Source organism: Microbacterium pasadenense (genome assembly GCF_047246565.1).
Classification (GTDB): Bacteria; Actinomycetota; Actinomycetes; order Actinomycetales; family Microbacteriaceae; genus Microbacterium.
The window spans coordinates 500,387-524,525 of sequence record NZ_JBFOKN010000002.1 but is presented as its reverse complement, the minus strand read 5'-3'; the positions used below and the strand labels follow the sequence as shown (position 1 = coordinate 524,525).

Annotated in this window: 21 protein-coding genes and 1 tRNA gene; 20 read left to right on the top strand and 2 right to left on the bottom strand. The window is 71.1% G+C overall.

Annotated elements, in window-relative coordinates:
• Positions 1 to 6 precede the first annotated feature (6 nt).
• The 18 genes from AB3M83_RS08670 (at position 7) to AB3M83_RS08585 (ending at position 20,073) form a co-directional block, all read left to right on the top strand.
• A complete protein-coding gene (locus AB3M83_RS08670) occupies positions 7 to 1,965 on the top strand; it encodes a primosomal protein N' family DNA-binding protein (RefSeq protein ID WP_412947078.1) in 1,959 nt (652 codons plus the stop codon).
• 8 nt (positions 1,966 to 1,973) lie between these two features.
• Positions 1,974 to 2,903: a methionyl-tRNA formyltransferase gene (gene fmt / locus AB3M83_RS08665; protein ID WP_412947077.1), complete on the top strand. Its 930-nt coding sequence runs from the start codon at positions 1,974 to 1,976 to the stop codon at positions 2,901 to 2,903.
• Positions 2,900 to 4,255 carry an RsmB/NOP family class I SAM-dependent RNA methyltransferase gene (locus tag AB3M83_RS08660; RefSeq protein ID WP_412947075.1) on the top strand — a complete coding sequence of 452 codons (1,356 nt, stop codon included), beginning with the start codon at positions 2,900 to 2,902 and terminating at the stop codon, positions 4,253 to 4,255. The genes fmt and AB3M83_RS08660 overlap by 4 nt, the downstream gene beginning before the upstream one ends.
• A gap of 15 nt (positions 4,256 to 4,270) precedes the next feature.
• Positions 4,271 to 4,951 carry a ribulose-phosphate 3-epimerase gene (gene rpe / locus AB3M83_RS08655; protein ID WP_412947073.1) on the top strand — a complete coding sequence of 227 codons (681 nt, stop codon included), beginning with the start codon at positions 4,271 to 4,273 and terminating at the stop codon, positions 4,949 to 4,951.
• 40 nt (positions 4,952 to 4,991) lie between these two features.
• Positions 4,992 to 5,255, top strand: coding sequence for a phosphoribosyl-ATP diphosphatase (locus AB3M83_RS08650; protein WP_412947071.1), 264 nt, complete (start codon positions 4,992 to 4,994; stop codon positions 5,253 to 5,255).
• A gap of 43 nt (positions 5,256 to 5,298) precedes the next feature.
• Positions 5,299 to 6,141, top strand: coding sequence for an ATP phosphoribosyltransferase (gene hisG, locus AB3M83_RS08645; protein ID WP_412947068.1), 843 nt, complete (start codon positions 5,299 to 5,301; stop codon positions 6,139 to 6,141).
• Position 6,142: 1 nt separating this feature from the next.
• Positions 6,143 to 6,907 (top strand): imidazole glycerol phosphate synthase subunit HisF, encoded by a 765-nt coding sequence (gene hisF, locus AB3M83_RS08640; protein ID WP_412947066.1) that lies wholly within the window; start codon positions 6,143 to 6,145, stop codon positions 6,905 to 6,907.
• Entirely contained in the window at positions 6,904 to 7,272 is a 369-nt protein-coding gene (gene hisI, locus AB3M83_RS08635) for a phosphoribosyl-AMP cyclohydrolase (RefSeq protein WP_412947064.1), read from the top strand. The genes hisF and hisI overlap by 4 nt, the downstream gene beginning before the upstream one ends.
• Positions 7,269 to 7,874 carry a Trp biosynthesis-associated membrane protein gene (locus AB3M83_RS08630; protein WP_412947062.1) on the top strand — a complete coding sequence of 202 codons (606 nt, stop codon included), beginning with the start codon at positions 7,269 to 7,271 and terminating at the stop codon, positions 7,872 to 7,874. The genes hisI and AB3M83_RS08630 overlap by 4 nt, the downstream gene beginning before the upstream one ends.
• Before the next feature lie 112 nt (positions 7,875 to 7,986).
• Positions 7,987 to 8,217 carry a DUF6704 family protein gene (locus AB3M83_RS08625; RefSeq protein WP_412947061.1) on the top strand — a complete coding sequence of 77 codons (231 nt, stop codon included), beginning with the start codon at positions 7,987 to 7,989 and terminating at the stop codon, positions 8,215 to 8,217.
• 1 nt (position 8,218) lies between these two features.
• Complete coding sequence (trpC, locus tag AB3M83_RS08620; RefSeq protein WP_412947060.1) at positions 8,219 to 8,995, top strand: indole-3-glycerol phosphate synthase TrpC; 777 nt, start codon at positions 8,219 to 8,221, stop codon at positions 8,993 to 8,995.
• Positions 8,992 to 10,251, top strand: a complete 1,260-nt coding sequence (gene trpB / locus AB3M83_RS08615; protein ID WP_412947059.1) for a tryptophan synthase subunit beta — start codon at positions 8,992 to 8,994, stop codon at positions 10,249 to 10,251. The genes trpC and trpB overlap by 4 nt, the downstream gene beginning before the upstream one ends.
• Positions 10,248 to 11,039 carry a tryptophan synthase subunit alpha gene (gene trpA, locus AB3M83_RS08610; RefSeq protein ID WP_412947057.1) on the top strand — a complete coding sequence of 264 codons (792 nt, stop codon included), beginning with the start codon at positions 10,248 to 10,250 and terminating at the stop codon, positions 11,037 to 11,039. Before trpB ends, trpA begins: the two co-directional genes overlap by 4 nt.
• A gap of 30 nt (positions 11,040 to 11,069) precedes the next feature.
• The gene (gene lgt / locus AB3M83_RS08605; RefSeq protein ID WP_412947055.1) at positions 11,070 to 12,041 is read left to right on the top strand and encodes a prolipoprotein diacylglyceryl transferase; all 972 of its coding nucleotides are present in this window, start codon (positions 11,070 to 11,072) and stop codon (positions 12,039 to 12,041) included.
• 55 nt (positions 12,042 to 12,096) lie between these two features.
• The gene (gene gltB, locus AB3M83_RS08600) at positions 12,097 to 16,713 is read left to right on the top strand and encodes a glutamate synthase large subunit (protein ID WP_412947053.1); all 4,617 of its coding nucleotides are present in this window, start codon (positions 12,097 to 12,099) and stop codon (positions 16,711 to 16,713) included.
• Positions 16,706 to 18,172 carry a glutamate synthase subunit beta gene (locus AB3M83_RS08595; RefSeq protein ID WP_412947051.1) on the top strand — a complete coding sequence of 489 codons (1,467 nt, stop codon included), beginning with the start codon at positions 16,706 to 16,708 and terminating at the stop codon, positions 18,170 to 18,172. The genes gltB and AB3M83_RS08595 overlap by 8 nt, the downstream gene beginning before the upstream one ends.
• 45 nt (positions 18,173 to 18,217) lie before the next feature.
• The gene (gene pyk / locus AB3M83_RS08590; protein WP_412947050.1) at positions 18,218 to 19,666 is read left to right on the top strand and encodes a pyruvate kinase; all 1,449 of its coding nucleotides are present in this window, start codon (positions 18,218 to 18,220) and stop codon (positions 19,664 to 19,666) included.
• Positions 19,667 to 19,803: 137 nt separating this feature from the next.
• Complete coding sequence (locus AB3M83_RS08585) at positions 19,804 to 20,073, top strand: GlsB/YeaQ/YmgE family stress response membrane protein (protein WP_412947048.1); 270 nt, start codon at positions 19,804 to 19,806, stop codon at positions 20,071 to 20,073.
• 93 nt (positions 20,074 to 20,166) lie between these two features.
• Here the strand turns inward: AB3M83_RS08585 and AB3M83_RS08580 are convergent.
• A tRNA-Leu gene (locus AB3M83_RS08580) sits at positions 20,167 to 20,249 on the bottom strand.
• Positions 20,250 to 20,299: 50 nt separating this feature from the next.
• Here AB3M83_RS08580 and AB3M83_RS08575 point away from each other — a divergent pair.
• A complete protein-coding gene (locus tag AB3M83_RS08575) occupies positions 20,300 to 20,932 on the top strand; it encodes an ANTAR domain-containing response regulator (RefSeq protein WP_412947045.1) in 633 nt (210 codons plus the stop codon).
• A 64-nt stretch (positions 20,933 to 20,996) separates the two neighbouring features.
• Here AB3M83_RS08575 and AB3M83_RS08570 read toward each other — a convergent pair whose 3' ends face one another.
• Positions 20,997 to 21,419: a PaaI family thioesterase gene (locus tag AB3M83_RS08570; protein ID WP_412947044.1), complete on the bottom strand. Its 423-nt coding sequence runs from the start codon at positions 21,417 to 21,419 to the stop codon at positions 20,997 to 20,999.
• Between the two features lie 77 nt (positions 21,420 to 21,496).
• Between AB3M83_RS08570 and polA the strand changes: the two genes are divergently transcribed.
• On the top strand, positions 21,497 to 24,124 hold the full coding sequence (gene polA, locus AB3M83_RS08565) for a DNA polymerase I (protein WP_412947042.1): 2,628 nt from the start codon (positions 21,497 to 21,499) through the stop codon (positions 24,122 to 24,124).
• The last annotated feature ends 15 nt before the right edge of the window (positions 24,125 to 24,139 follow it).

The following is a 24,139-nucleotide window of genomic DNA, read 5'->3' as shown; positions in this document are numbered from 1 at the left end:
TCGGCCGTGGTCCCCGTCGCGCGAGTCCTCATCGACTCGCCGCTGCCGCAGCTGGACCGGCTGTTCGACTACGCCATCCCCGCGCGACTGCAGGCTGCGGCACAGCCGGGCGTCCGGATCAAGGTGCCGTTGCGGACGGCGGGGCGGGTCGTGGAGGGATGGATCGTCGAGCTCGGCGAGGCCGAGCCCGGCGGACGCCCGCTGTCCGAGGTCGCCGATGTCGTGTCGCCGGTCGTCGTCCTGTCGGGCGAGCTGTTCGAGCTCGCCCGTCGGGTCGCCGACCGGGCGGCGGGCTCGGCGAGCGACATCCTCCGCCTCGCCATCCCCAAGCGGATGGTCCGCGCCGAGAAGGCGTGGCTCGCCGCTGATCCGCCGGCCCTGCCCGAGGTGACGGCGGAGGCCGCCGCTCGCGCCGCCGCGGCGACGGACGTCTTCCCGGGGCTCGTCGACGCGGTGACGGCGGGGGAGCGCATCGCGCTCGACGCGCCGCCCCACCCCACGCCGGGAACGGTGCGGGGCGCGTGGGCGGATCTGCTGGCATCGATCGCCGCACAGACCCTCGCGGGCGGCCGCAGCGCCCTCATCGTCGTCCCCGACCACCGCGACCAGGCCCAGGTGCTGGGAGCTCTGAGCGAACTGGTCCCGGAGGATGCGGTGGTGCGCGACGACGCCCGCCGCGCCGGGCCGGAGCGCTATGCGACGTTCCTCCGGCTGCGATCGGCGGCCCCCTGCATCGTGGTGGGCAACCGGTCGACCGTCTACGCACCCGCTCACGACGTCGGCGCCGTCATCATCTGGGACGACGGCGATCCGCTCCTCGCCGAGCCGTTGAGCCCCGGCGTGCACGCGCGGGACGCCGCTCTCGTCCGGCAGGAGCTCGAGGGGTCCGCCCTGATCCTCGCCGGGCACACCCGGACGACCGATGTGGAGCGGCTCGTCCAGGTCGGCTGGGTGCGCGAGGTGCCGGCGGCGCGGCGGCCGAGTCCGCGCGTCGTGCTGTCCGCGACCCACGAGGCCGAATCCCGCGGCGCCCGTGTGCCCTCCAGTGCCTTCGCCGCGGCACGTGAGGCGCTCCCGCACGGACCGGTCCTGGTCCAGGTGGCACGTCCCGGCTACTCGCCGGTGCTGGTCTGCGCCGAGTGCCGCACCCCGGCGCGCTGCCGGCACTGCGCGGGGCCGCTGCGCGCCCGGCGGCCGGGCGCGACGCCCGACTGCGGGTGGTGCGGTCGCTCCGCGCCGAACTGGAGCTGCGCGAACTGCGGCGCCACCCGGTTCCGGATGGCGTCGTCCGGCAGCGAGCGCACCGCCGACGAGCTCGGCCGGGCGTTCCCGGGCGTCCGCGTCATCGTCGCCGACGGCGAGCACCCGGTGGCGTCCGTGGCGGCGACGCCGGCGCTCGTCATCGCGACCCGGGGAGCGGAACCCCCCGCGGAGGACGGCTACCGCGCCGTCATCCTGCTCGACGGTGATCGGATGCTCATGGCCGAGCAGCTGCGCATCGGCGAGTCCTGCCTGCGCTGGTGGTCGAACGCGGCCGCCCTCGCCGCGCCGGGGGCACCCGTGCACCTGGTCGGCGTGACCGGCCCCGTCGCGCGGGCCCTCGCGACGTGGACCCACGCCGCGTACGCCCGCAACGAGCTCGCCGACCGGGCGCCGCTGCTGATGCCCCCGACGGTGCGCGTGGCCGCCGTGGAGGGGACCGTCGATGCCGTGGAATCCGCCCTCGCCGACCTCCGAAGCGCGCTCCCGTCGCTTCCGCCGACGGCCGTCCTCGGTCCCGTCCCGCTCGAGGACGGCCTGACCCGTGCTCTCGTCCGGGTCGACTACGGCTCCGGCCGGACGGCGGCCGAGCAGCTGCGCGCCTCGGTCGTCGCCCAGGCGGTCCGCGGCCGGCGCCGGGGGCCGCGCTCCACACCGCGGACTACACTCAGGGTTCGGCTCGATGTGCCCGAGCTCGATCTGTGAGGACCTGCATGCGTGTCGTATTCGCCGGAACCCCCGACCCGGCCGTCCCCTCGCTGCGCGCGCTCGCGGCATCGCGCCACGAGGTCGTCGGAGTCGTCACGCGCCGTGATGCTCCGCTCGGCCGGAAGCGCGTGCTCACGCCGTCCCCCGTCGCGGCTGCCGCCGGAGAGCTCGGTCTGCCCGTCATCAAGACGGATCGCCTCGACGCGGATGCCACCGCCGCCATCAGCGCGCTGGAGCCCGACCTCGGCGTGATCGTCGCGTACGGCGGCCTGGTGCGGGAGCCGCTGCTGTCGGCGCCGGCGCACGGGTGGATCAACCTCCACTTCTCCCTGCTGCCGCGCTGGCGGGGCGCCGCCCCCGTGCAGCACGCCCTCATCGCCGGCGACCGGGTGACCGGGGCCGCGGTCTTCCAGCTCGTGCCCGAGCTCGACGCGGGCGACGTGTTCGACGAGCTGCGGTCCGAGGTCCCGGCGGGCGCCACCGCCGGCGACCTCCTCGCCACGCTCGCCGCCGACGGCGCGAGCCTCGTCACCCGTGTCGTCGACGGCATCGCCGCCGGCACGGCGCGCGCCGTGGCGCAGGCGGGCGAGCCGACACTCGCCCCCAAGCTCACGATCGCCGACGGCGCGCTGGACTTCCGCGAGCCGGCCGTCCGCGTGCTCGACCGCTTCCGCGGCACGACGCCGGAACCGGGAGCGCACGCCAGCCTCGGGGGCCAGCGGCTGAAGGTCCTCGCCGCGACGGCGGGGCCGGACGCCGACCTGCCGCCCGGGCGGCTCGCCCTCCTCGATCGGAGCGTCGTCGCCGGGACCGGCGAGGGCACCATCGAACTCCTCACCGTCCAGCCCGCCGGGAAGGGCGCGATGCCCGCGGCGGACTGGTGGCGCGGCCTGCGCCAGGAGCCTCAGCTCGACCTTCCGGGAGATGACCGGTGACCACTGCCCGCGAGGTCGCCTTCGACGTCCTCCATGCCGTCCGGACGACGGATGCCTACGCCAATCTGCTGCTGCCGCGGGAGATCGTCCGCGCGCAGCTCTCGCCGGGCGACGCAGCGCTCGCGACGGAGCTCACCTACGGCACGCTCCGGCGGATCGGCACGTACGACGCCGTCATCGCGTCGGCGGCGGGGCGGCGCGCGGACGACATCGACGCCCCCGTCCTCGACGCGCTGCGACTGGGCGCCCATCAGCTGCTCGCGACCCGGGTGCCGTCGCACGCGGCGGTCAATGAGACCGTGGAGATCGTGCGACAGGCCGCCGGGCGTCGGGCGACAGGGTTCGCGAACGCCGTGATGCGGCGGATCTCCGAGCTGGATGAGGCCGCCTGGCTCACCCGCATCGAGGCGGAGGCGCGCTCCGACGACGAGCGGCTGTCGCTCCGGTACGCCCACCCGGTATGGATCATCCGCGCCCTGCGGCGGTCCCTGGCGGCCGAAGGCCGGGCCGACGAGCTCACCGACCTGCTCGCCGCGGACAACGCCGCGCCCACCGTCACGATGTCGGCGCTGCCCGGCATCGGCGCGATCCCCGCCCACGCCGAGCGCACCGTGCAGTCGCCGCTCGGGTTCCGGCTCGCCGGCGGCGACCCGGAGCGGCTCATCACCGCGTCGGGCGGTGCCGTGCGCGTGCAGGACGAGGGCTCCCAGCTCGCCGCGCTCGCGCTCACCCGCTTCCGCCCCATCGACGCGGGGGAGCGGTGGCTCGACCTGTGTGCCGCTCCGGGCGGGAAGACGGCCGTCCTCGCCGCCGAGGCGGTCGCCGGGGGCGCGACCCTGGAGGCCAACGAGCTGTCGCCGATCCGCGCGCGCCTCGTCCGCCAGTCCGTCGCCGCGGTTCCGCTGGCGGTCGCCGTGTCGGAGGAGGACGGCCGCACCCGCGCCGGCAAGGGCCGGTACGACCGCATCCTGGTCGACGCGCCCTGCACGGGCCTCGGCGCCCTCCGTCGCCGGCCCGAAGCCCGGTGGCGGAAGGCTCCCGCGGACGTCCCCGAGCTCACCGCGCTGCAGTCCGAGCTCCTCGCCGCCGCCGTCGACGCGCTCACCCCCGGCGGCGTCGTGGCGTACGTCACGTGCTCGCCCCACCTGGCCGAGACCGCCGGCGTCGTCGCCGAGATCGAGCGACGGTACGGAGAGCGCATCGAGCAGCTGGACGCGCGCGCCGTGATCGCCGGGATCAGCGAAGCGCCCATCGACCTGCCCGCGCAGGCGGACGGGTCGGGCCGCGCGCAGCTCTGGCCGCACCGGCACGGCACCGACGCGATGTCGATCACGCTGCTGCGCCGGATCTGAGGACCGCCCCCGATAATGGGGGACGTGTCTTCCGACGTGCGCATCAACCCCAGCATCCTCGCCGCCGATTTCGCGAACATGCAGTCCGAGCTCGCCCGTATCGGGTCGGCCGACTTCGTGCACGTCGACGTCATGGACAACCACTTCGTGCCGAACCTGACGTTCGGTCCGCAGATGGTCGAGCGCATCCAGGCGACGAGCCCCGTCCCGCTGGACGTCCACCTGATGATCACGGATGCCGATCGGCATGCCCCCGCCTACGCCGAGATCGGCGCGGCATCCGTCACCTTCCACCTGGAGGCCGCGGCCGACCCCGTCGCGCTGGCACGCCGCCTCCGGGGGATCGGCGCCCGAGCCGGTGTCGCCGTCAAGCCGGCGACGCCGGTCGAGAGCCTCTTCGGAGTGCTGGACGAGTTCGACCAGATCCTCGTCATGACCGTCGAGCCCGGCTTCGGCGGACAGAGCTTCATGGCCGATCAGATGCCCAAGCTCCGCCGCCTGTCGGACGAGGCGCGCGCCCGAGGGTCGCAGGTGTGGCTGCAGGTGGACGGCGGCATCGCCGAGTCGACGATCGCGCAGGCCGCGGACGCGGGTGCCGACACGTTCGTCGCCGGTTCCGCGGTGTTCGGCGCCGACGACCCGGGAGCGGCCATCGCGGCGCTCCGGTCGACGGCAGCCGCGCACCACCACCACTGACCGCGTCCGTGCCGCCGTCCCGGCCCGGTAACCTGGGAGGGTGAAGACGTTCGAGTCCCTGTTCTCCGAGCTGGCCGCCACGGCCGCGGCTCGACCCGAGGGCTCCGGCACGGTCGCGCAGCTCGACCGCGGCATCCATGCGATCGGCAAGAAGATCGTCGAGGAGGCCGCTGAGGTCTGGATGGCGGCGGAGTTCCAGTCCGACGACGAGGCGGCGGAGGAGATCTCGCAGCTGCTTTACCACCTCCAGGTGATGATGATCGCGAAGGGGCTGAGCCTCGAGGACGTGTACCGACATCTCTGAGCGGCACTCCGACACCACCTCGTTCCCCACCGAAAGCTCCGCCATGCTGCGCATCGCCATCCCGAACAAGGGATCGCTCGCCGAGACCACCGCCGAGATGCTCGCCGAAGCCGGGTACACCGGCCGCCGCGACCCGAAGGACCTCCACGTCATCGACCCGGTCAACGACGTCGAGTTCTTCTACCTCCGCCCGAAGGACATCGCGACCTACGTCGGGTCGGGAGCGCTCGACGTCGGCATCACCGGACGGGACCTGCTCCTCGACGCACGGATGCCGGGCGCTCGCGAGATCGAGAAGCTCGGCTTCGGCGGGTCGACCTTCCGCTTCGCCGGGCCTCCGGGACGCTTCACCGAGCTCGCCGACCTCGAGGGACTGCGGGTCGCCACCGCGTACCCGGGTCTGGTCGACGCGTACCTCGACGAGCACGGCGTCGCGGTCGACCTCGTGCCGCTGGACGGCGCCGTCGAATCCGCGGTGCAGCTGGGCGTCGCCGACGCCGTCGCCGATGTCGTCTCGACCGGGACGACCCTCCGCCAGGCCGGCCTGGAGATCTTCGGGCCCGTCCTGCTCGAGTCCGAGGCCGTCCTCATCGGCGCACCCGTCGAGGCTGCCGGGGTCGAGACCCTGCTGCGCCGGCTGCGCGGGGTCATGGTCGCCCGGCGGTACGTGCTGATCGACTACGATCTGCCGGCGACGCTCATCGACCAGGCCGTCGCGCTCACGCCGGGCATCGAGTCGCCCACCGTCTCGCCCCTGCGCGATCCGGAGTGGGTCGCCGTGCGCGTCATGAGCCCGCGCAAGACGGTCAACCAGGTCATGGACGCGCTGTACGAGATGGGCGCCCGCGCCATCCTGGTGACCGCGATCCACAACGCGAGGCTCTGACGTGTCGCTCGTGCGCCGCGTCATCCCGTGCCTGGACGTCGCGGCCGGAAAGGTCGTGAAGGGCGTCAACTTCGAGAACCTGCGCGAGATGGGCGACCCCGTCGAGCTCGCGCGCCGCTACTTCGAGCAGGGCGCCGACGAGATCACGTTCCTCGACGTCACCGCGACCGTGGACGCGCGCGAGACCACCTACGACGTCGTGCAGCGCACCGCCGAACAGGTCTTCATTCCGCTCACCGTGGGCGGGGGCGTGCGCTCCGCGGAGGACGTCGCGCGTCTGCTCGGCGTCGGCGCCGACAAGGTCGGCGTCAACTCCGCGGCGATCGCCCGACCCGAGCTGATCGGCGAGATCGCGGACCGCTTCGGCGCACAGGTGCTCGTCCTCTCCCTCGATGTCAGGCGTGCGCCGGGGACGGCGTCCGGATTCGCCGTCACGACGCACGGCGGTCGCACGCTCACGGACCTCGACGCCCTGGCGTGGGCGCGCGAGGCCGTGGAGCGCGGCGCCGGCGAGCTGCTCGTCAACTCCATCGACGCCGACGGCACGAAGGCGGGTTTCGACCTCGAGCTCGTCCGCCTCATGCGCGAGGTGGCGGCGGTCCCCGTCATCGCTTCCGGCGGCGCCGGCGACCTCTCGCACTTCGCGCCCGCGGTCCACGCCGGCGCGGATGCCGTCCTGGCGGCATCCGTCTTCCATTCCGGTCAGCTGACGGTCGGAGACGTCAAGGCGGCTCTCGCCGCCGACGGGATCGAGGTGCGCGCATGACCCGTTCGCTCGAAGAGCGCATGGCCCGCGTCGTCTACAACGCGGACGGCCTCGTGCCCGCGATCATCCAGCAGCACGACACCCGCGAGGTGCTGATGCTCGGCTGGATGGACGCGGAGGCGCTCCGCCGCACTCTGACCGAGGGCCGCGTCACGTTCTGGTCGCGGTCGCGCCTCGAGTACTGGCGCAAGGGCGACACGTCCGGCCATGCGCAGTTCGTCCGCGGTGCACGACTGGACTGCGACGGCGACACCCTCCTGTTCACGGTCGAGCAGGTGGGCGCCGCGTGCCACACCGGCGACCGCACCTGCTTCGACGCCGACGATCTCGACCCCGTCGCCGGCGACGCCGACGTGCCGGCATGACGACCGGCGTCTCGCGCGCGCGGCGGCTGCGGACCATCGCGGTGCTGGCCGTGATGGCGGGCGGCGCGATCGGCATCATCGGGTCGACCCAGCCATGGCTCGACGTGACCCTCCGCGACGGCGCGCAGCTCGCGCTCGCGGTGCCGGGCGCCTCGGCCCTTCCCGTGCTCGCGCCGCTGAGCCTGGCGGCCCTCGCGCTCGGCCTCGCCCTCACCATCGTCGGGCGTGTCCTGCGGTACGCCTTCGCCGCCCTGGGGCTCGCCCTCAGCCTGGGGCTCGGCGTCGGGGCGTTCCGGATCGCGGCGACGCGTCCCGTCGACGCCGTCGCCGCGGAGGTGACGGATGCCACCGGGCTCAGCGGTCTCGATGGCATCGGCGGCATCGTGACCTCGGTCTCCGCGACGCCATGGCCGGCCGTCACCGGCGCGGCATCCGTGCTCATCCTCGCCGGCAGCCTCCTCGTCCTCGCAACGGCGCACCGGTGGCCGGGATCGGGCCGGAAGTACCGGCAGGACGCGCCCCCGGCCCGCGCCGCCGACGGTCCGCGCGACGCGATCGACTCGTGGGACGGTCTGTCCCGGGGCGAGGATCCCACCCGGTGACGACGTCCGGGGCGGACCGGGCGCCCCGCTAGACTGGAAGCCGCGGTCTCCCGTCCGGTTCGAAGCGACGCGAGGCCGGCAGACGACCTCCGCTTCGCATCGAAGGAGAACAATGAGCAACACCAACGGCGATCCCGGTCACGGACACTCCCCGGCAGCGTGGACGACCGTTGTCATCATGCTGGCAGCGATCACGCTCGGAACGGTGTTCTTCTTCCTGAACCTGCCGGTCCTGGTGTGGGCCTCGTTCGTGCTGCTGATCATCGGTCTGATCGTCGGCTTCGTCCTGTCCAAGGCCGGCTACGGCGTCAACGGACCCAAGACCTCGCTGAAGCAGCACTGACGTGCTCGCCGACCTGACGGCCGGCGCGGTGGCGGACGCCCGGGAGCGCGAGCTCACCCGGCCGATCGATGTGGTCGAGCGACTCGCGCTGGCGCAACGTCCCGCGCTCGACGCCCTCGCCGCGCTGGCGCCCGCGGACCGCGTGAAGATCATCGCCGAGGTCAAGCGGGCGAGCCCCTCCCGCGGCGACCTCGCCGAGATCCCCGACCCTGCGGCGCAGGCGCGGAAGTACGAGACCGGCGGCGCGTCCGCCATCTCGGTGCTCACCGAGGGCCGGCGGTTCAAGGGGTCGCTGGAGGACCTGCACGCCGTCCGCGCCGCCGTCGGCGTGCCGGTGCTGCGCAAGGACTTCATCGCGACGCCGTACCAGGTGCTCGAGGCGCGTGCCGCCGGCGCCGACCTCGTCCTGCTGATCGTCGCCGGCCTCGACCAGCCGCTGCTCGCCCAGCTGCACGCGCTCGTGATCGATCTCGGAATGACGCCGCTCGTCGAGACCCATTCGTATGACGAGATCCAGCGCGCCAACGACCTCGGTGCGCACCTGGTGGGCATAAACGCCCGGAACCTCTCCACGTTCGAGCTGGACCGCGACCTGTTCGGCCGTCTCGTGGAGCACATCCCGGACGGCGTCACCAGCATCGCGGAGTCCGCCGTCCTCGCTCCGGCCGATGTGGCCCACTACCGCTCCGCCGGCGCCGACGTCGTCCTCGTCGGGGAAGCCCTCGTGACGAACGACCCCGTCTCGACGCTCGCCGCCTTTCTGGAAGCAGGATCATGAGTCTGCGTGACGCCCCCGGGCCCTTCTTCGGCGATTTCGGCGGACGGTTCATGCCCGAGTCGCTCATCGCCGCCATCGACGAGCTCACCGCCGAGTACGAGGCAGCGAAGGCCGACCCGGGCTTCGCGGCGGAGCTCTCGCGGCTGCTGAACGTCTACGCCGGACGCCCGTCGGCGCTCACCGAGGTGGCGCGTTTCGCCGAGCACGCCGGCGGCGCGCGCGTGTTCCTCAAGCGCGAGGACCTGAACCACACCGGGTCCCACAAGATCAACAACGTCATCGGGCAGGCCTTGCTGACCAAGCGGCTCGGCAAGACCCGCGTCATCGCCGAGACCGGCGCCGGTCAGCACGGTGTCGCGACCGCGACGGCGGCGGCCCTGTTCGGCTTCGAGTGCACGATCTACATGGGCGAGGTCGACACCGAGCGTCAGGCGCTGAACGTCGCCCGCATGCGCCTCCTCGGCGCCGAGGTCATCCCGGTCACGACGGGATCCCGGACGCTGAAGGACGCCATCAACGAGGCGTACCGCGACTGGGTGGCATCGGTCGAGACGACCAACTACATCTTCGGCACCGCGGCGGGGCCGCACCCGTTCCCGGCGATGGTGCGCGACTTCCAGAAGATCATCAGCGAAGAGGCGCGTCAGCAGCTGCTCGACGAGATCGGGCGCCTGCCCGACGCCGTGATCGCGTGCGTCGGCGGCGGGTCCAACGCGATCGGCATGTTCGATGCGTTCCTCGACGACGAGGGCGTGAAGCTCTACGGGGTCGAGGCCGCCGGCGACGGGGTCGACACGCCCAAGCACGCCGCCTCCATCGAGCGCGGCCGTCCCGGCGTGCTCCACGGGGCGAAGACCTTCGTGCTGCAGGACGAGGACGGCCAGACCGTGGAGTCCCACTCCATCTCGGCAGGCCTCGACTACCCGGGCGTCGGGCCCGAGCACGCCTGGCTGGCGAGCATCGGCCGCGCCGAGTACATCCCGGCCACCGACACCGAGGCGATGGAGGCCCTGCGCCTGCTGAGCCGGACCGAGGGCATCATCCCGGCCATCGAGTCCGCCCACGCCCTCGCCGGCGCGCTCCGGATCGGCCGGGAGCTGGGGCCGGATGCCGTCCTCGCGGTGAACCTCTCGGGTCGCGGCGACAAGGACATGGACACCGCCGCCCGGTGGTTCGACCTGTACGACGCGGGAGTCGAGCCCGTGGACGTCGCCGGCGACCCCGACGAGGGCAGCGGCGAAGGAGTGGAACTGTGACCTCGCGCGTCGCCGCCGCCATCGCGGCGGCTCGGTCCGAGGGGCGCGGCGCGTTCGTCGGCTACCTCCCGATCGGATTCCCCGACCTCGCCGGCAGCATCGAGGCCGCTGTCACCCTCGCGGAGAACGGCGCCGACATCCTCGAGCTCGGCCCGCCCTACTCCGACCCCGTCATGGACGGGCCGGTCATCCAGGAAGCCACGCAGGTGGCGCTGGAGGCGGGGTTCCGGCTGAGCGACACGTTCACGGCCGTCAGGGCCATCACGGAGCGCGTGGATGTCCCCGTCGTCGTGATGACCTATTGGAACCCCGTGCTCCAGTACGGCGTTGACCGATTCGCCGACGATCTGCTCGCCGCGGGCGGTGCGGGGCTCATCACCCCCGACATCACCCCCGATTCGGCGTCCGACTGGATCGCGGCGTCGACGCGCACGGGACTCGACCGCATCTTCCTGGCCGCGCCGACGTCCACCGACGATCGCCTCGCCATGATCGCGCGGGAGTCGACCGGCTTCGTCTACACCGTCTCGACGATGGGCATCACCGGGGAACGCGCCGAGCTCGACGCCGCCGCCCGGAACCTCGTCGACCGCCTCCGCGCCCACGGCGTCGAGAACGCGTGCGTCGGCATCGGCATCTCCACGCCCGACCAGGTCGCGGGTGTCATCGACTATGCCGACGGCGCGATCGTGGGGACGGCCCTGGTGAAGGCGCTGCGCGACGGCGGCCTCGAGGGCCTTGCCGCCACCGCACGCGGCCTCGCGGCCGGAACACGCTCCGCTTCGTGAGCCGGCCGAGCGGCAAGTAGACTTCCCGTCGTGACATCCACTGCGCTTTCCGTGATCGCGAGCATCCCGAGCCCGTCGATCAGCTTCATCCAGCTCGGTCCGCTGACGATCCACTTCTACGCGCTGTGCATCCTGCTCGGCATCGTCGTGGCCGCGATGTGGACCAACCGCCGCCTCACCAAGCGCGGCGCGGAGCCGTGGGTCGTCATCGACATCTGCCTGCTCGCGGTGCCCCTCGCGATCATCGGCGCGCGGATCTTCCACGTCGTCACCCACCCGGGCTTCTACTTCGGCGAGGACAAGGACTTCTGGGCCATCTTCCGGATCTGGGAGGGCGGCATCGCCATCTTCGGTGCCCTCCTCGGCGGCGCGGTGGGCGCCTGGCTCGGCTGCAAGTGGACCGGCATCCGCTTCTGGACCTTCGCCGACGCGCTGGCACCCGCACTCCTGCTCGCACAGGCCTTCGGCCGCTTCGGCAACTGGTTCAACCAGGAGCTGTTCGGCCTCCCCACCGATGTGCCCTGGGCGCTCGAGATCGACTACCCGAACTCGGCATGGCCGGCGGGACTTCCCGAGACGACGCTCTTCCACCCGACCTTCCTGTACGAGGTCATCTGGAACGTGATGGGCGTGTGCGTGCTGGTCTGGGCCGGACGGCACTTCCGCCTGCAGTGGGGCCGCCTCTTCGCCCTGTACCTGATCTGGTACAGCGCCGGACGTATCGTCTGGGAGTCGATCCGGATCGATCCGAGCGAGGTGTTCTTCGGACTCCGCACCAACGTGTGGGCCTCGGTCCTCGGCGTCGTCGTGGGACTCGTGATCTTCTTCGTGCAGCGACGCCGTCACCTCGGCTTCGAGCCGTCGCCGTACACGCCCGGACGCGAATGGGGCGGTTCCGAGGCTGTACACTCTCAGAACACCGAGAACTTCGTCGACGTGAGCGAACCCCCCGCGTCCGAAGAGCCGGCCGACACGGCCACAAGCTCAGTCACCACCCGATAAGCACCGCAGGGCCGACGTCGTCCCAGGGCAGAGCACCTATGTGAGGACGGTAAGGATGCCCTCGAGCCCCCGTCACGAGACTTCCACCACCACGTCAGCGCGCACCGCATCGCCGAGCGCGCCGGGCGGCGCATTCCCGCAGAAGCAGGGGATGTACAACCCGGCGTTCGAGAAGGATGCGTGCGGACTGGCGATGGTCGCCACCCTGCGCGGCGAGGCCGGGCACGACATCGTCGAGCTCGCCCTGACGGCGCTGCGGAACCTCGAGCACCGCGGCGCGATCGGGTCGGATGCCGGCACCGGCGACGGCGCGGGCATCCTGACGCAGGTGCCGGACGCGTTCCTGCGGTCCGCCGTGGACTTCGACCTGCCCGCCGCGGGCGAGTTCGCCGTCGGGCTGGCGTTCCTGCCGATCGATCGCGACACCCGCGATGCCCAGAAGGCGGCGATCGGACGCATCGCGTCCGCGGAAGGACTCACAGTCCTCGGCTGGCGGGAGGTCCCCACCGCCGACGACAACCTCGGCAAGCTGGCCTACGACGCCCGCCCCGCCTTCGAGCAGCTGTTCGTGTCGCGGCCGGCCGTCGGCGACGCGCCGGCGCTGTCCGGGGTCGCGCTCGACCGTCGCGCGTACCGGCTCCGCAAGCGTGCGCAGCACGAGCTCGGCGCCTACTTCGTGACGCTGTCGAGCCGGACGCTCGGGTACAAGGGCATGGTCACGACGCTGCAGCTCGAGCCGTTCTACCCCGATCTGCAGCACCACCTCTTCGCGAGCGAGCTGGCGGTCGTCCACTCGCGCTACTCGACCAACACCTTCCCGTCGTGGCCGCTCGCGCAGCCGCTGCGCATGCTCGCGCACAACGGCGAGATCAACACGGTCAACGGCAACCGGAACTGGATGCGCGCCCGCCAGTCGCAGCTGGAGTCCCAGCTGCTCGGCGACATGCGCCCGCTCCTCCCGATCTGCGCCGACGGGCAGAGCGACTCGGCATCCTTCGACGAGGTGCTTGAGCTCCTGACCCTGACCGGGCGGAGCCTGCCGCACGCGATCATGATGATGGTGCCGGAGGCATACGAGAAGCAGGCGGACATCTCCGACGACCTGCGTGCCTTCTACGACTACCACTCGATGCAGATGGAGCCCTGGGACGGCCCCGCCGCCCTCATCTTCACCGACGGCACGCTCGTCGGAGCAACCCTCGACCGGAACGGCCTCCGCCCCGGTCGGTGGACCGAGACGGCCGACGGCCTCGTCGTCATCGGCAGCGAGACCGGCGTGCTGGACTTCGCGCCCGAGCGCATCAAGCGACGCGGTCGGCTGCGCCCGGGCCGGATGTTCGTCGTCGACACCGCGCAGGGTCGCATCGTCGAGGACGATGAGGTCAAGCAGGGACTCGCGACGATGGAGCCCTGGCAGGAGTGGCTCGACGAGGGCCGCGTCCGCCTGAAGGACCTGCCCGAGCGCGAGCACATCGTGCACCCGATCGCGTCCATCACGCGTCGCCAGCGGACCTTCGGCTACACCGAGGAGGAGATCCGCATCCTCCTGACCCCGATGGGTCAGGTCGGCGCCGAGCCCCTCGGCGCGATGGGCTCCGACACGCCGATCGCCGTCCTCAGTGAGCGCCCGCGCCTGCTGTTCGACTACTTCGTGCAGCAGTTCGCACAGGTCACCAACCCGCCGCTGGACTCCATCCGAGAAGAGGTCGTCACGTCGCTCGGCGTGACCCTCGGACCCGAGCGGAACCTGCTGGCCCAGGGCCGCGAGCACACCCGTGGCATCACCCTGGACTTCCCGGTCATCGACAACGACGAGCTGGCGAAGCTGCAGAACATCCATCGCGCGCTGCCGGGTCGCCGCTCGCACACCATCCGCGGGCTGTACCACTTCGACGCCGGCGCCGGCACGCTCAAGGCACGCCTCGACGAGATCTGCGCCGAGGTGGACGGCGCGATCGCCAACGGCGCCGAGTTCATCATCCTGAGCGACCGCGACTCGAACAAGGACCTCGTCCCGATCCCGTCGCTGCTGATGCTGTCCGCCGTCCATCACCACCTGATCCGGCGCGAGAACCGCATGAAGGTCGGCCTCGTGGTCGAAGCCGGCGATGTGCGCGAAGTGCACCACGTCGCCACGCTCATCGGCTACGGCGCCTCCGCGGTCAACCCCTACCTGGCGATGGAGACGGTCGAGTACCTCGTCCGCTCCGGCTTCATCACCGGCATCACGCCGGAGAAGGCCGTTCGGAACCTGATCTACGCTCTCGGCAAGGGCGTGCTCAAGATCATGTCGAAAATGGGGATCTCCACGGTGTCCTCGTACGCGGGCGCCCAGGTGTTCGAGGCCATCGGCCTGTCGCAGGAGTTCGTCGACGCCTATTTCACCGGCACCGAGACCAAGCTCGGCGGGATCGGGATCGAGGACATCGCCCGCGAGAATCAGGAGCGCCACGACTTCGCCTACCCCGAGGACGAGGCCGTCCGCGCGCACGAGCGGCTCTGGACGGGCGGCGAGTACCAGTGGCGTCGCGACGGCGCCCCGCACCTGTTCAACCCCGACACGGTGTTCCGGCTGCAGCACTCCACGCGGACCCGCCGGTACGACATCTTCCGCGAGTACACGCGGCTCGTCGACGACCAGGCCAGCGAGCTGAAGACGCTCCGCGGCATGTTCCGCGTCAAGCACGGTGTCCGAAAGCCCGTCCCGATCGACGAGGTCGAGCCGGTGTCGTCCATCGTGAAGCGGTTCTCGACCGGTGCGATGAGCTACGGCTCCATCTCGCAGGAAGCCCACGAGACGCTCGCGATCGCGATGAACCGGCTCGGCGGCAAGTCGAACACGGGCGAGGGCGGCGAGGACGTCGAGCGCCTGCTCGACCCCGAGCGCCGCAGTGCCATCAAGCAGGTGGCCTCGGGACGCTTCGGCGTCACGAGCATGTACCTCACGCACGCCGACGACATCCAGATCAAGCTCGCGCAGGGTGCCAAGCCCGGCGAGGGCGGGCAGCTGCCACCGGGCAAGGTCTATCCGTGGATCGCGCGCACCCGGGGCGGCACGCCGGGCGTCGGCCTCATCTCCCCGCCGCCGCACCACGACATCTACTCGATCGAAGACCTCAAGCAGCTGATCTTCGACGTGAAGCGCGCGAATCCGTCCGCGCGCGTGCACGTCAAGCTCGTGAGCCAGTCCGGGATCGGCGCCGTCGCCGCGGGGACCGCGAAGGCCCTCGCCGACGTCATCCTCGTGTCGGGTCATGACGGCGGCACCGGGGCCAGCCCGCTCAACTCGCTCAAGCACGCGGGGACGCCGTGGGAGCTCGGTCTCGCCGAGACGCAGCAGACGCTCATGCTGAACGACATGCGCGGCCGCGTCGTCGTCCAGGCCGACGGCCAGCTCAAGACGGGACGCGACGTCCTCATCGCGGCGCTCCTCGGCGCCGAGGAGTTCGGGTTCGCCACCAGTGCGCTCGTCGTCGAAGGCTGCATCATGATGCGGGTCTGCCACCTGGACACCTGCCCTGTGGGAGTCGCGACGCAGAACCCGGAGCTGCGGAGCCGGTTCACGGGCAAGCCGGAGTTCGTCGTGAACTTCATGGAGTTCATCGCCCAGGAGGTCCGCGAGTACCTCGCCGAGCTCGGGTTCCGCTCGCTCGAAGAGGCGGTCGGTCACACCGAGGTCCTCGACGTCCAGCCCGCCGTCGACCACTGGAAGGCGTACGGACTCGATCTGTCGCCGATCCTGGCCGGCCCGATCTTCGACGAGCGCTCACCGCGTCGTCACGTCCGCGACCAGGAGCACGAGCTCGAGGAGCACTTCGACGTCGAGCTGCTGGAGCGCGCGCGCGACGTCGTCGCGGGCGGCGGCCACGTGGTCATCGACCTGCCGGTGCGCAACACCGAGCGCGCCGTCGGGACCATGCTCGGCCACCATGTCACCCGCACGCACGGGATCAACGGGCTCCCCGCCGGATCGATCGAGGTCAACCTGACCGGTTCGGCCGGTCAGTCCTTCGGCGCGTTCCTCCCCTCGGGCATCACGCTGCGCCTCGAAGGCGACTCCAACGACTACGTCGGGAAGGGGCTGTCCGGCGGTGAGATCATCGTCCGGCCGCCGCGCGGCGCGACCTTCGATGCGAGCGAGAACGTCATCGCCGGCAACGTCATCGGCTACGGCGCCACGCAGGGATCGTTGTTCCTGCGCGGCGTGGTGGGGGAGCGGTTCCTCGTCCGCAACTCCGGAGCCACGGCGGTCGTCGAAGGCGTCGGCGATCATGCGCTCGAGTACATGACCGGCGGCCTCGCCGTGATCCTCGGCACGACGGGGCGGAACCTCGGGGCCGGGATGTCGGGCGGCAGCGCGTACATCTACCGTCTCGACGAGACCCTCATCAACCGCGAGGCCGTGGCCAGCGGCGAGCTCGAACTGATGGAGCTCGGCGCGGGCGATCGGGAGATCCTGAAGGATCTCCTCGAGCGTCACCTCGCCGAGACGGAGTCCGACGTCGCAGCCCGTCTGCTCGCGGACTTCGAGACCGAGGCGGCGAACTTCACGCGGGTCCTCCCGCGCGACTACGCCGCCGTGCTGAAAACCCGCCAGGAGGCGGCCGCCGAGGGGCTGGACCCCGACAGCGACGTCGTCTGGACCCGGATCCTGGAGGTGACCGGTGGCTGATCCCAAAGGCTTCCTGAAAGTCACCGAGCGCGAGCTCCCGCCGCGCCGGCCCGTGCCCGTCCGCATCATGGACTGGAAAGAGGTGTACGAGCCGGGCGACACGGCCGTGCTCCGCCGCCAGGCCGGACGTTGCATGGACTGCGGCATCCCGTTCTGCCACAGCGGATGCCCGCTCGGGAACCTCATCCCGGAGTGGAACGATCTCACCTGGCGGGGCGAGGGACGCGCGGCGATCGAGCGCCTCCACGCCACGAACAACTTCCCGGAGTTCACCGGCCGACTGTGCCCCGCGCCGTGTGAGAGCGCCTGCGTGCTGGGCATCAACCAGCCCGCCGTCACGATCAAGCAGATCGAGGTCTCCACGATCGACGAGGCCTTCGCGCACGGCTGGGTCGAGGCGGAGCCGCCGGCCCGGCTCACCGGCAAGACCGTGGCCGTCGTCGGCTCGGGCCCCGCAGGGCTGGCGGCCGCCCAGCAGCTGACGCGCGCGGGTCACACCGTCGCCGTGTACGAGCGGGACGACCGCATCGGCGGGCTCCTGCGCTACGGCATCCCGGACTTCAAGATGGAGAAGCGGCACCTCGAGTCGCGGCTGCGTCAGATGCGGGACGAGGGCACGCGCTTCCGTGCCGGCGTGGAGATCGGCAAGGACCTCTCCTGGGCGGACCTCCGCGCGCGCTACGACGCCGTGGTGATCGCCACCGGCTCGACCGTGCCCCGGGACCTCGACATCCCGGGCCGCGACTTCGCCGGCGTCCACTTCGCGATGGAGTACCTCGTCGAGTCGAACAAGGCCGTCGCCGGCGATCAGGTGCCGCACCAGATCTCCGCCGAGGGCAAGCACGTCATCGTCATCGGCGGCGGCGACACCGGCGCGGACTGCATCGGGACGGCGCACCGTCAGGGCGCGCTCAGCGTCACGAACCTCGCGATCGGCAGCCAGCCGCCGACCGCCCGTCCCGACCACCAGCCGTGGCCGACCGCGCCCACCCTGTTCGAGATCCAGTCCGCCCATGAAGAGGGCGGCGAACGCGCCTACCTCGCCTCGACCGTCGAGTTCCTCGGCAACGAGGCCGGCGAGGTCCGTGCCCTGCGCGTGGCCGAGACGGAGTTCGTGGACGGACGACGGGTGCCCAAGAGCGGCACCGAGCGGGAGATCCCCGCCGACCTCGTCCTGATCGCGATGGGCTTCACCGGCCCCGAGCGGCCGGCCCTCGAGCAGCAGCTCGGTGCGGTGTTCACCTCGCGCGGGAACGTCGAACGCGCCGACGACTACCAGTCGACGGCGTCCGGCGTCTTCGTCGCGGGAGATGCGGGGCGCGGTCAGTCCCTCATCGTCTGGGCGATCGCAGAGGGGCGCGCGGCGGCTTCGGCCGTCGACGAGTACCTCATGGGATCGACCGCCCTGCCGGCGCCGGTCCGCCCGACCGACGTCGCGATGGGTCTTCAGCACGCCTAGGCTGAGACCCTGTCCCGCCCCTCAACCCCCGACGGAGCAATTTCTGTGAGACGCGCGAAGATCGTCGCAACTCTGGGTCCCGCCACCGAAAGCTATGAGATGGTCCGCGCGATCATCGATGCCGGTGTCGACGTCACCCGTTTCAACCTCAGCCACGGCGACTACGCCGACCACGACGCCCGCCTCGCCAACGTGCGGAAGGCGGCTGAGGATGCCGGTCGCGCCGTGGCCGTGCTGGTCGACCTGCAGGGCCCCAAGATCCGCCTCGGCCGCTTCGCCGACGGGCCTCACCAGCTCGACGTCGGCGACGTCTTCAAGATCACGACCGAGGACATCCCCGGCACCAAGGAGATCGTCTCCACGACGTTCAAGGGCCTGCCCGCCGACGTCAAGCCGGGCGACTACCTGCTGATCGACGACGGCAAGGTCCGCGTCCAGGTCACCTCCGTCGACGGCCCGGTCGTCACCACCGAGGTCATCGTGGCCGGCCCCGTCTCGAACAACAAGGGCATCAACCTGCCGGGCGTCGCGGTCAACGTCCCGGCGCTGTCGGACAAGGACGAGGCGGACCTCCGCTGGGGTCTCCGCGCCGGCGCCGACATCATCGCGCTGTCGTTCGTGCGCAACGCCGCCGACGTCTCCCGCGTGCACGAGATCATGGCGGAGGAGGGCCGCAAGGTCCCCGTCATCGCCAAGATCGAGAAGCCGCAGGCGGTCGACGCCCTCGAGGAGATCATCGACGCGTTCGACGGCATCATGGTCGCCCGTGGCGACCTCGGCGTCGAGCTGCCGCTGGAAGCGGTCCCGATCGTCCAGAAGCGCGCCGTGGAGCTGTGCCGTCGCATGGCCAAGCCGGTCATCGTCGCGACGCAGATGCTCGAGACCATGATCGACAACCCCGTCCCCACGCGCGCCGAGACGAGCGACGTGGCGAACGCGGTCCTCGACGGCGCGGACGCCGTGATGCTGTCGGGTGAGACGAGCGTCGGCAAGCACCCCGTCGGCGTCGTGGAGACGATGGCGCGCATCATCGACGCGACCGAGACGCACGGCCTGGAGCGCATCTCGCCGCTCACCAACAAGCCGCGCACGCAGGGCGGCATCATCACCCTGGCGGCGAACGAGGTGGCGGAGTTCGTCGAGGCGAAGTACATCTGCCTCTTCACCGAGTCCGGTGACACCGCTCGCCGCATGTCGCGCCTGCGCCCGGCGATCCCGATGATCGCGTTCACGATCGAACCCGGCATCCGTCGTCGCATGGCGATCACGTGGGGCATCCAGTCCGCGCTGGTCGACCACGTCGACCACACCGACCTCATGTTCCTGCAGGTCGACGACTACTTCCTGTCCCGCGGTCTCCTGCAGGAGGGCGACAAGGTCGTGGTCATCTCGGGTTCCCCTCCCGGGATCATCGGGTCGACGAACGACATCCGCATCCACAAGGTCGGCGACGCCGTGCACGGCAAGGCGCCGATCTACCAGGCCGCGCAGTAGGCCGGAGCGGTTCCAGAGGCGGGCATCCCATCGGGGGTGCCCGCCTCTACCACGTTCGGTGGAGGGAACGGAAGTGGCCTGCCGCTCCGCCCCCGGGAGGGCTAGCGTGGCGTCATCATCACGGACAGGAGGACCCCATGAGTTTCATCGGATTTCTCATTCTCGGTCTCATCGCAGGTGCCATCGCCAAGCTCATCCTCCCCGGCAAGCAGGGCGGCGGCTGGTTCGTCACGCTGATCCTCGGCGTCGTGGGCGCACTGCTCGGCGGCTGGCTCGGCAGTGTTCTGTTCAACGCGAACCTCGAGGAGTTCTTCAGCCTGCAGACCTGGCTGCTGGCGATCGGCGGATCGCTGGTCGTCCTGCTGATCTACGGTCTGATCGTCGGTCGCAACAAGCGCACCACGTGACCGGGACGGCCACCGCCGGAGCGGCGGCGGCCCTCGTCCTGCGACGTCCCGCACGCCGATCCGCGAGGTCGACGTGCGGGACGTCTGCGGACGTGCCGGTGGTGGGAGTCGAACCCACACGCCCTTTCGGGCAACCGAGTTTGAGTCGGTCGCGTCTGCCATTCCGCCACACCGGCTCACGCGTCATCGACGATACCGCAGGAAGTCGGCCCGTCCTGCGCTTAGGATGGACATCGTGACTGAGCAGGAACCTTCCACGGCCCCCCAGGCCGCCCCCACCCCGCGACGCGTCGTCGTCGCCGAAGACGAGTCGCTCATCCGCCTCGACATCGTCGAGATCCTGCGGGACAGCGGCTTCGACGTGGTCGGCGAGGCCGGTGACGGCGAGACCGCCGTCCAGCTCGCCACCGAGCTGCGGCCCGACCTCGTCATCATGGACGTGAAGATGCCGGTCCTCGACGGCATCAGCGCCGCCGAGAAGCTCAGCAAGAACCACGTCGCGCCGGTCGTGCTGCTGACCGCCTTCAGCCAGAAGGAGCTCGTCGAGCGTGCCACCGAGGCGGGCGCCCTGGCGTACGTCGTGAAGCCGTTCACGCCGAACGACCTCCTCCCCGCCATCGAGATCGCGCTCGCGCGCTACGAGCAGATCATCACGCTCGAGGCCGAAGTCGCCGACATGGTGGAGCGCTTCGAGACCCGCAAGCTCGTCGACCGCGCGAAGGGCCTGCTGAACGAGAAGATGGGCCTCTCCGAGCCCGACGCGTTCCGCTGGATCCAGAAGGCGTCGATGGACCGCCGCCTCACGATGCAGGACGTGGCGAAGGCCATCATCGAGCAGCTCGCGCCGAAGAAGGCCTGAGCCGCATCAGCTCTTCCGGATGCCGGGTGGTCGCCCCACCCGGCATCCGTCGTATCCGGGGTGATCAGCGATCCCGGACCATGTTCGTGATGCGCACGGTCGAGCACCGCCGGCCCGCCTCGTCGGACACGACGATCTCGTGCACGGTCAGGCTCCGGCCCAGGTGGAGCGGTGTGCAGACGCCGGTGACGAAGCCCTCGGTCGCGGACCGCGTGTGGGTCGCGTTGATGTCGATCCCGACCGCCAGCCGGCCCGGCCCGGCGTGGTAGTTCGCGTGCATCGATCCCATCGACTCGCCGAGCACGACGTAGGCGCCGCCGTGGAGCAGGCCGACCGGCTGCGTGTTGCCGAGCACCGGCATCCGCGCCACGGCGCGCTCGGGGGTGAACTCCACCCATTCGATGCCCATCTTCTCCGCCAGCGCGCCGAGGCCGCGGGAAGAGGCCCACGCGAGGGCGTCGGCGGCGGCGGGGGAATCGTCGGGCATGGCTCACCTTCGCGTCAGGCGCGGCGGCGGCCGCGGCCGGGGAGGTCGGTGTCCGACCGGCGAACTAGGCTGTCTGGGTGACCGACTCCGGAAAGCCTACCCTTCTCGTCGTCGACGGCCATTCGCTGGCGTACCGTGCGTTCTACGCCCTCCCGGTCGACAACTTCTCGACGAAGGACGGCCAGCACACGAACGGGATCTACGGGTTCCTGTCGATGTTCGTGAACCTCCTGAAGGCCGAGAAGCCGACCCACGTGGCGGTGGCCTTCGACACGTCGCGACAGTCGTTCCGCACCCGCGTGTACGAGGAGTACAAGGCGAACCGCTCCGAGTCGCCGGCGGAGTTCAAGGGCCAGATCCCGCTGCTCCAGGAGTGCCTCGCCGCCATGAGCATCCCCGTCCTCACCAAGGAGGACTACGAAGCCGACGACATCCTCGCCACCCTCGCGACGCAGGGCGCCGAGGCCGGGTTCTCGGTGCTCGTCTGCTCGGGCGACCGCGACACCATCCAGCTCGTCACCGACGATGTCACCCTCCTCTACCCGAGCGTGCAGGGCGTGTCGCAGCTCAAGCGCTACACGCCCGAGTCCGTCGTCGAGAAGTACGGGCTCCCGCCGCAGAACTACCCCGACATCGCCGCTCTCGTCGGGGAAACGAGCGACAACCTGCCCGGCGTCCCGAAGGTGGGCGAGAAGACCGCGGTGAAGTGGCTGACGCAGTACGGCACGCTCGACGCGCTCCTCGAGCGGGCCGACGAAATCAAGGGCGTCGTGGGCGGCAACCTCCGAGAGCACCTCGACGACGTGCGGCGGAACCGGCAGCTGAACGCGCTGCTGCGCGACGTCGAGCTGGAGTTCGGGCCGCAGGACCTCGAGGTGCGGCCGATGGACGCCCAGGCCGTGCGCGACATCTTCGCGCGCCTCGAGTTCCGGACGCTGCTGCCGCGCGTGTTCGAGGCCGTCGGCGCCGAGCCCGAGCCCGTCGCCCCCGAGGTGGAGGCTCCCGTGCCGACCGAGACGGATGCCGCAGCCCTCGCCGGCTGGCTCGTCGAACGGGAGGGTGAGATCGGAGTCACGGTCGCCGTCGCCGGCGGCGTGCCCGCCCGCATCGGATTCGCCACGCTCACTGAGGTGCGCGAGGTCGGCTGGGACGATGCGGCCCGCGACGCGCTGCGGTCCTGGCTCGAGGGGGACGCGCCGAAGCTCATGACCGACGCGAAGACGCAGGTGAAGGCGCTGCGGCGGGCCGGCATCCGTCTCGGCGGGCTCGTCTTCGACACGATCCTCGCCGGGTGGCTGCTGCGGCCGAGCCTGCCCGACAAGTCGCTCGCCGACCTCGTCGACCGTTACCTCGACGAGAAGCTCCCGGTCGCGGATCCGTCGCAGCTCGTGCCCGAGACCGAGGGGGCGACCCCCGGTCAGCTGGCCTGGTTCTCGCTGCGGGTGGCCGCGGCGCAGCGAGGGGAGCTGCCGGACCCGGTGGCCTCGGTCCTCACCGACATCGAGCTGCCGACCCTCGACGCCCTCGCCGACATGGAGCTCGCGGGTGTCGCCGTGTCGCGGGACAAGCTGTCGGGCTTCTCGGGCGAGCTCGCCGCCCGCGCCGACGCGATCGCGCAGGACGCGTACGCCATCATCGGCCGGGAGGTGAACCTCGGTTCCCCCAAGCAGCTGCAGGAGATCCTCTTCGATCAGCTGGAGCTGCCGAAGACGCGCAAGACGAAGACGGGCTACTCCACGGATGCCGCGGTCCTCGCGGACCTGCAGGAATCCCACCCGCATCCGTTCCTCGGCCTGCTGCTGCAGCACCGCGAGGCGACGAAGCTGCGCCAGATCATCGAGTCGCTCGTCGTCGGCATCGCCGAGGACGGCCGCATCCACACGACCTACGTGCAGACCGGAAGCCAGACCGGGCGGCTCTCGAGCACCGACCCGAACCTTCAGAACATCCCGATCCGCAACGAGGAGTCCCGCCGGATCCGTGCCGCCTTCGAGGTGGGCGACGGCTACGAGACGCTTCTGACGGCGGACTACTCGCAGATCGAGATGCGCATCATGGCGCACCTCTCCGGCGATCCCGGATTGATCGAGGCGTTCAACTCCGGCGAGGACCTGCACCGTTTCGTCGGGTCGCGCGTGTTCGGGGTCGAGCCGGCCGAGGTGACGTCCGCGATGCGCACCAAGGTGAAGGCGATGTCGTACGGCCTCGTCTACGGCCTGAGTGCGTTCGGCCTGTCGAAGCAGCTCCGGATCGAGCAGTCGGAGGCCAAGCAGCTGATGATGGAGTATTTCGCCCGCTTCGGCGCGGTGCGGGACTACCTCCGGTCCTCAGTGGAGCAGGCACGCATCGACGGGTACACCGAGACCATCTTCGGCCGACGGCGGCCATTCCCCGACCTCACCAGTCCCAACCGCGTGCTGCGGGAGAACGCCGAGCGGGCTGCGCTCAATGCCCCCATCCAGGGCAGCGCCGCCGACATCATGAAGGTCGCGCTGAACGAGATCCACGACGACCTCGCCTCCGCGGGGCTCGCGTCGCGGGTGCTGCTGCAGATCCACGACGAGCTCGTGGTCGAGGTCGCGGCGGGGGAGTGGGATGCGGTCGAGTCGATCGTGCGGACCCGGATGGGGGACGCGGCGGACCTCTCGGTGCCGCTCGACGTCCAGATCGGCCGCGGCGGGGACTGGGACGCCGCGGCCCACTGACACGCGCGCGGACCA

Bases quoted from the DNA above. Each gene is read 5' to 3' on its own strand.
- fmt (WP_412947077.1), top strand. From the start codon at position 1,974: ATGCGTGTCGTATTCGCCGGAACCCCCGACCCGGCCGTCCCCTCGCTG.
- rpe (WP_412947073.1), top strand. From the start codon at position 4,271: ATGGGGGACGTGTCTTCCGACGTGCGCATCAACCCCAGCATCCTCGCC.
- hisG (WP_412947068.1), top strand. From the start codon at position 5,299: ATGCTGCGCATCGCCATCCCGAACAAGGGATCGCTCGCCGAGACCACC.
- hisI (WP_412947064.1), top strand. From the start codon at position 6,904: ATGACCCGTTCGCTCGAAGAGCGCATGGCCCGCGTCGTCTACAACGCG.
- AB3M83_RS08630 (WP_412947062.1), top strand. From the start codon at position 7,269: ATGACGACCGGCGTCTCGCGCGCGCGGCGGCTGCGGACCATCGCGGTG.
- AB3M83_RS08625 (WP_412947061.1), top strand. From the start codon at position 7,987: ATGAGCAACACCAACGGCGATCCCGGTCACGGACACTCCCCGGCAGCG.
- trpB (WP_412947059.1), top strand. From the start codon at position 8,992: ATGAGTCTGCGTGACGCCCCCGGGCCCTTCTTCGGCGATTTCGGCGGA.
- gltB (WP_412947053.1), top strand. From the start codon at position 12,097: ATGCCCTCGAGCCCCCGTCACGAGACTTCCACCACCACGTCAGCGCGC.
- AB3M83_RS08585 (WP_412947048.1), top strand. From the start codon at position 19,804: ATGAGTTTCATCGGATTTCTCATTCTCGGTCTCATCGCAGGTGCCATC.
- AB3M83_RS08575 (WP_412947045.1), top strand. From the start codon at position 20,300: ATGGACATCGTGACTGAGCAGGAACCTTCCACGGCCCCCCAGGCCGCC.
- AB3M83_RS08570 (WP_412947044.1), bottom strand. From the start codon at position 21,419: ATGCCCGACGATTCCCCCGCCGCCGCCGACGCCCTCGCGTGGGCCTCT.